This window comes from Falsiroseomonas sp. RANM36 (genome assembly GCF_056682175.1).
Genome location: NZ_JBWXTD010000007.1, coordinates 186419 through 192731, shown reverse-complemented (window position 1 = coordinate 192731; position 6313 = coordinate 186419). Strand labels below are relative to the sequence as shown.

Here is a 6313-nt window from a genome sequence, read left to right as displayed (position 1 = left end):
GCGCGCGATTTCCCCCCCCTCCGCCGCGCTGGCCAACCCCCGGCCGGCCGCGGCCGGCGCCCCCGCCGCCGGCGAGCCCTGGCCGACCAGCTTCGGGCCTGACCTCTCGCGCGGCTTCCGCGCCCTGAAGGTCTGGATGACGCTGAAGACCCACGGCACGGCGCGGCTCGGCGAGGTCATCGGCAAGCTGTGCGGCATCGCGACGGATTTCGCCGAACTGGTGCGGCGGACGCCCGGCCTGGAGCTGATGGCCCCGGCCGGCCTCAACATCGTCTGCTTCCGGCATCTCGGTCCGGCGCCCGACCTGGATGCGCTGAACCAGGAGATCGTGTTCCGCCTGCAGGAGTCCGGGATCGCGGCGCCGTCCACGACGCGGCTCGGCGGACGGCTCGTGATCCGTGCGGCCTTCGTGAACCACCGCACCACGGCGGAGGACGCCCGCATCCTGCTCGACGCAACGCGCGCCGAGGCGGCCCGGATCCTTGGGGAGAAGGGCGAGACCGCCGCGGCCTGATCGGCGCCGCGACGCGCACGCCGCCCGCGCGCTACGGCGAAGCGGTGTCGGGCTGCGGAGCGTCCAGCATGCGCAGCGCGATCTCGCGCTCGCCGAGCACCGTGGTGTCGGCTCCCATCTCGACCAGATGCGCGACCGCCGCGTCGGAATGCGCCCGCGCCAGGATGACGAGCCGCGGGTTCAGCGCACGCGCCTGGTGCACCACCTGGCCCGCCTCGAAGGCCTCGGGCAGGGTGCAGAACATGCGGCGGGCGGCGGGAAGATTGGCGGCCGCCAGCACCTCCGCGTCGGCGGCGTTGCCGACCACGACCTCGGCCCCGATGGCGCGCGCCGCCTCGGCGGCATCGTCGCCATCGGTGATCACCAGCAGCGGACGCCCGGCGGCGACGAGGCCGGGTCCGATCAGCGAGCCGACACGCCCGAAGCCGACGACCACGTCGTGGTCGGTCAGCGTGGTGACGGTGGGCGGCTCGTTCTCGGGCTCCGGCGCGGGCGGCGGCGATGGCGGGGCGGCGACCGGGGCCGGCTGCGGCGCCACGGGCGGCTCGGACCTTGCCGCGGCACGGTCGGCGGTGAACTGGATGCGCGTCAGCAGCTTCGTCCGGCCGCGCTCGATGGCCGCGAAGATGAAGGGGTTGGCCATGATGGAGAGGATGGCGCCCGCCAGAACCAGGTCCCGCCCCTCCTCCGGCAGCAGCCCGAGCGCGAGTCCGAGCCCGACCAGGATGAAGGAGAACTCGCCGATCTGCGCCAGCGCGGCGGAGACGGTCATCGCGGTCGCCGTCGGATGCCCGAAGGCGCGCACGATCAGGAAGGCGGCGACCGACTTGCCGAGGATGACGATGGCGACCGTCGCCAGGACGGCGAGCGGGTCCTCGACTAGCACGGCCGGGTTGAACAGCATGCCGACCGAGACGAAGAACAGCACCGCGAAGGCGTCGCGCAGCGGCAGCGCCTCGTCCGCCGCGCGCTGGGACAGCCGGCTCTCGCCCATCATCATGCCGGCGAAGAAGGCGCCGAGGGCGAAGCTCACCTCGAACAGCTTGGCCGCGCCGAAGGCCACGCCGAGCGCGATCGCGTAGACCGCGAGGCGGAACAGCTCGCGCGAGCCCGTATGGGCCGCGTGATGCATGATCCACGGAATGATGCGCCGCCCGGCGATCAGCATCACCGCGACGAAGGCCGCGACCTTGAACAGCGTGAGCCCGACCGTCGCCGCGATCTCCCCGGCGGGCAGCCGGGTGTCGGCGGCAAGCGCCGGCGCGAGCGCGGGCAGCAGCACCAGGGCGAGGACCATCACCAGGTCCTCCACGATCAGCCAGCCGACGGCAATCCGGCCGCGCTCGGACTCCAGGATCTTCCGCTCCTGCAGGGCGCGGACCAGCACGACGGTGGACGCGACGGACAGCGCCAGGCCGAAGACGAGACCCGCCCCGACTCCCCAGCCCAGGGCCCAGGCGAGGCCCATGCCCAGCAGCGTCGCCACGCCGATCTGCACGATCGCGCCCGGCACCGCGATCCTGCGGACGGCCATCAGCTCCTGCGGCGAGAAATGCAGCCCGACGCCGAACATCAGCAGGATGATGCCCATCTCCGCCAGTTCCTGCGCGAGCTGCGCATCCGCGACGAAGCCGGGCGTGAAGGGGCCGACCGCGATGCCGGCCGCGAGGTAGCCGACCAGCGGCGACAGGCGCAGGCGGTGCGCGACCATGCCGAGCAGGAAGGCCAGCACGAAGCCCGCGGCGATGGTCGCGATCAGCGGGGTGTCGTGGCCGGGCATGCTCCGCTCCAAGTGTCTCCGAGCACAGATATTCGGAGAACTGCCGGTTTCAACCGGAATCTTTCCGGAAAATCCCGACGCTCGGAAGCAACACCGGCGGCCTAGGCCGGTGCGTAGCGTGCCAGCGCGAGATCGTCATGCGCGATCTCCGGCGGGCGCCCCGTGACGAGGTCCGCGAGCAACCGGCCGGAGCCGCAGGCCATCGTCCAGCCCAGCGTGCCGTGCCCGGTGTTGAGGAAGAGGTTGGCGTAGCGCGTCGCGCCGACCACCGGCGTGCCGTCCGGCGTCATCGGGCGCAGCCCGGTCCAGAAGCTGGCCTGCGCCAGGTCGCCGCCGCGCGGAAACAGGTCGGAGACGGAATGCGCCAGCGTCTCGCGCCGCGGCCGGCGCAGGCGCAGCGAGAAGCCCGCGAGTTCCGCCGTGCCGCCGACGCGGATGCGGTCGCCGAGGCGCGTGATCGCGACCTTGTAGGTCTCATCCATCACGGTGGAGACCGGAGCGGCGCCGGCGTCGGTGACCGGCAGCGTCAGCGAATACCCCTTCACCGGATAGACCGGCACATGCACGTGCAGCGGGCGCAGCAGCGCCGGCGTGTAGCTGCCCATCGCCACCACGTAGCGGTCGGCGGTGACGCGGCCCTGGTCGGTCTCGACGCCGGTGACCGCGCCGGCTTCCGTCGTCAGGGCCTTGATCGTGACGCCATGGCGGAAGGCGACGCCGGCGGCCGCGGCCAGCCCCGCGAGGCGCTGGGTGAAGAGGAAGGCATCGCCCGTCTCGTCGCCGGGCAGCTGCAGCCCGCCCACGAACTTGCCGGGCACGAGGCCGAGCGCGGGCTCGGCGGCGATCGCGCCCGCGGCATCGAGCAGCGCATGGCGCACGCCGAAGGCCTTCAGCACCGCGATGTCGGCGCCGACGGCGTCGAGCTGCTTCTGCGTGCGGAAGAGCTGCAGCGTGCCCTTGGCGCGCTCGTCGTAGCGGATGCCGGTCTCGTCGCGCAGCTCGCGCAGGCAGTCGCGCGAGTATTCGGCCAGCCGCACCATGCGCGCCTTGTTCACGCCGTAAGCGGCCTCGGTGCAGTTCGCCAGCATCTGGCCGAGCCAGCGATAGAGTCCACCATCGAGCTTCGGCCACATCACCAGCGGGCGGTGGCGCATCATCAGCCACTTCATCGCCTTGATCGGGATGCCGGGGCCGGCCCAGGGGGCGGAGTAGCCGGGCGAGACCTGGCCGGCATTGGCGAAGCTGGTCTCCATGCCGGGCGCGGGCTGGCGGTCCAGCACCGTCACCTCATGCCCGGCGCGCGCCAGGTACCAGGCGCTCGCCACGCCCACCACGCCGGAACCGAGCACCAGCACCCGCATCGCGAATCTCCAAGGTATCGAACGACCGGAGAGTAGTCGGGAAATCAGCGAATTTCCGGCATATCCCGCGCATGGAGTGGCGCATTTCATCTGTTTCTGGCAGGATATTGCGCTATTTCGCAGGATCTGCCGAATGGACGAGATCGACCGCGCGATCATCCGGGAGCTTCGCCGCGACGGCCGGATGCCGAACGCCGCGCTGGCCGAGGCCGTCGGGCTCTCCCCCTCCGCCTGCCTGCGCCGGCTGCGCCTGCTGGAGCGCAACGGGACGATCCGCGGCTACACGGTCCTGGTGGAGGAGGCGCCGACGCGCGACAGCGTGACGGTGATCGTGCAGATCACGCTGGAGCGGCAGACCGACGAGCATCTCCGCCGCTTCGAGGATGCCGTGCGGAAATGCCCGGAGGTGCGCGCCTGCCACCTGATGACCGGCATGTCGGACTACCTGCTGCGCGTCGAGGTGCGCGACGCCGCCGACTACGAGCGCCTGCACAAGGAGGCGCTGTCCCGCATGCCCGGGGTGGCGCGGATCCAGTCGAGCTTCGCGATCCGAACCGTCATCCGGGGCTGAGCCTCCCCGCCGGATGAACGAAGGTTCCGATGCGCGCCGGCGCGGCAGGGCCTGGAGCAGCGCCCGTTCGCGTGGAACCGCTCCGCGGCTCCGCCGAACGGGCATAGGCTGCGCTAGAATAGTGGTCTCTCCAGCACGACCGGCCGATCGACTGAGTCCAGTCGATCGGGACGTGCGCTAGCCGCCGTAGCCGGCCTGGCGCGGCAGCCACAGCGCAAGGTCGGGGAAGGCGATCAGCAGCGCCGTGCCGAAGGCGAGCATCAGCATGTAGGGGTAGATGCTGCGGTTCACCTCGCCGAGCGAGGCGCCGGTGATCGCCTTGATGACGACCAGGTTCAGCGCGACCGGCGGCGAGATCAGCGCCATCTCCAGACTCAGCGTCAGCAGCACGCCGTACCAGACCTTGTCGATGCCGAGCGTGCCGAGCAGCGGCAGGATCGCCGGCATGGTCAGCAGGATGATCGAGAAGCTCTCCAGCACCAGGCCCAGCACGAAGAGCAGCACCATCATCGCGATGAGGAAGCCGGTGCGCGACAGGCCGAGATCGGCGACGAGCTGCGTCAGCTCCTGCGGCACCTGCAGCTTGGTCAGCATGTAGCCGTAGATCGCCGCCCCCGCGATGATCATCAGCAGCATCGCGGAGGTGCGCGTCGCCTCCTGCACGCCGTCCAGCAGGTCGCGCCAGGTCAGCGCGCGGTAGATCAGAGCCGCGACGAGCAGGGCGTAGAGCGTGCCCGTGCCCGCCGCCTCCGTCGCGGTGAAGATGCCGAGATAGATGCCGCCGAGGACGAAGACCGGCAGGCTCAGCGACCACCCGGCGCGCAGCGCCACCGCGGCCTGCATCTCCGCCGGCTCCTCGCCGTCCGGCGCGCGCGCCTTGCCTTCCGTGACGAAGACATAGAGCGCGAACATCCCCGCCATCATCAGCCCCGGGATGACGCCGGCGAGGAACAGCGCGGCGACCGAGGTCTCCGTGACATAGGCGTAGAGCACCATCGGCGCCGAGGGCGGGATCAGGATGCCGAGCGTGCCGCCGCCCGCCACGACGCCGAAGGCGCCGCGCCGCGACATGCCGTAGCGCAGCATCTGCGGGATCGCGATCTTGCCGATGGTCAGCGCGGTGGCGACGGAACTGCCGCTGATCGCGGCGAAGATCGTGCAGGCCGCGACGGTCGCCATGCCCACGCCGCCGCGCACGCGGCGCAGCAGGCCGAAGGCGGCGCCGTAGAGGTCGTCCACCACCTTCCCGCGCACCATGATGTGCGCCATCAGCATGAAGAGCGGGATCGCGACCAGCAGATAGCCGTCCAGCTTGCCGATCACCATCTCGCCGAGCGCCGGCACGCCGCCCTCGACATACAGCAGCACGCCGAGCGGCAGCAGGAACAGCGCCGCGAACATCGGCATGCCGAGGTAGAGCAGGCCGATGAGCGCGGCCAGCAGCAGCAGGAAGGTCATCGTCGCGGCGCTACTCGGCGCGGGCGAGCGGGTCGCGCGCCAGCACGTCGTCCTCGGCCTTCGGCAGGTAGGCGGGCTCCCGGCCCATGGCCAGCAGCAGCGCCTGGCACAGCGCGACGACCAGCAGCAGCGCGGCGCCGACCGGCATCAGCGCCTGGATCCACCATTGCGGCACGCCCTCCAGGTCGGTCATCACGCCGATCATCCGGCTGAACTCAACCATCTCCCAGCCCGCCATCAGCAGCACCGCCGCGACCACCGCCACGGAGAGCACGCCGAGCAGATGCGCCGCGCGCGCCAGCCGCGGCCCGACGCGCTTCACCGCGATGTCCACGCCGATATGCTCGAAGCGGCGCTGCGTCTCCGGCGCGGCGAGCATGACCAGCGCCACCACCAGCCAGCCGGCGACCTTGTCGGTCCAGGGCTCCGGCTGGCCGAGCAGGTAGCGCATGCCGACCGCATAGCCGACGAGCAGCAGGCAGCACACGGTCGCGACCGCGCCCAGGGCGCCGGCCAGGCGCGCCAGCGCGGCGCCCGCGCGCTCCAGCCCCCCCACCCGGGGGGGCGCCGGGCGCCCGGGGGGGGGGGGGGGGCGGGGGGGAGCGGCGGGCCCCCCCCCGCGCGCCGCC

General features: G+C 71.9%; 6 protein-coding genes. 2 read left to right on the top strand and 4 right to left on the bottom strand.

The annotated features are described in order from the left end of the window. The coding region (locus tag AC1MIR_RS25055; RefSeq protein WP_480030895.1) for a pyridoxal-dependent decarboxylase at positions 1-514 on the top strand (514 nt) is incomplete at its 5' end. Between the two features lie 31 nt (positions 515-545). Here the strand turns inward: AC1MIR_RS25055 and AC1MIR_RS25050 are convergent. Continuing rightward, the gene (locus AC1MIR_RS25050) at positions 546-2294 is read right to left on the bottom strand and encodes a cation:proton antiporter domain-containing protein (protein WP_480030894.1); all 1749 of its coding nucleotides are present in this window, start codon (positions 2292-2294) and stop codon (positions 546-548) included. Positions 2295-2395: 101 nt separating this feature from the next. Further along, complete coding sequence (locus AC1MIR_RS25045; protein ID WP_480030893.1) at positions 2396-3655, bottom strand: D-amino acid dehydrogenase; 1260 nt, start codon at positions 3653-3655, stop codon at positions 2396-2398. 133 nt (positions 3656-3788) lie between these two features. On the opposite strand from AC1MIR_RS25045, the gene AC1MIR_RS25040 reads away from it, so the two are divergent. Continuing rightward, entirely contained in the window at positions 3789-4226 is a 438-nt protein-coding gene (locus AC1MIR_RS25040) for an Lrp/AsnC family transcriptional regulator (RefSeq protein WP_480030892.1), read from the top strand. Positions 4227-4403: 177 nt separating this feature from the next. On the opposite strand, the gene AC1MIR_RS25035 is transcribed toward AC1MIR_RS25040, so the two are convergent. Together AC1MIR_RS25035 and AC1MIR_RS25030 are read right to left on the bottom strand one after the other, a co-directional pair. Then, positions 4404-5684, bottom strand: coding sequence for a TRAP transporter large permease (locus AC1MIR_RS25035; protein WP_480030891.1), 1281 nt, complete (start codon positions 5682-5684; stop codon positions 4404-4406). Positions 5685-5694: 10 nt separating this feature from the next. Beyond that, positions 5695-6313, bottom strand: a 619-nt coding sequence (locus tag AC1MIR_RS25030) for a TRAP transporter small permease (RefSeq protein ID WP_480030890.1), incomplete at its 5' end; no start/stop codon positions are given.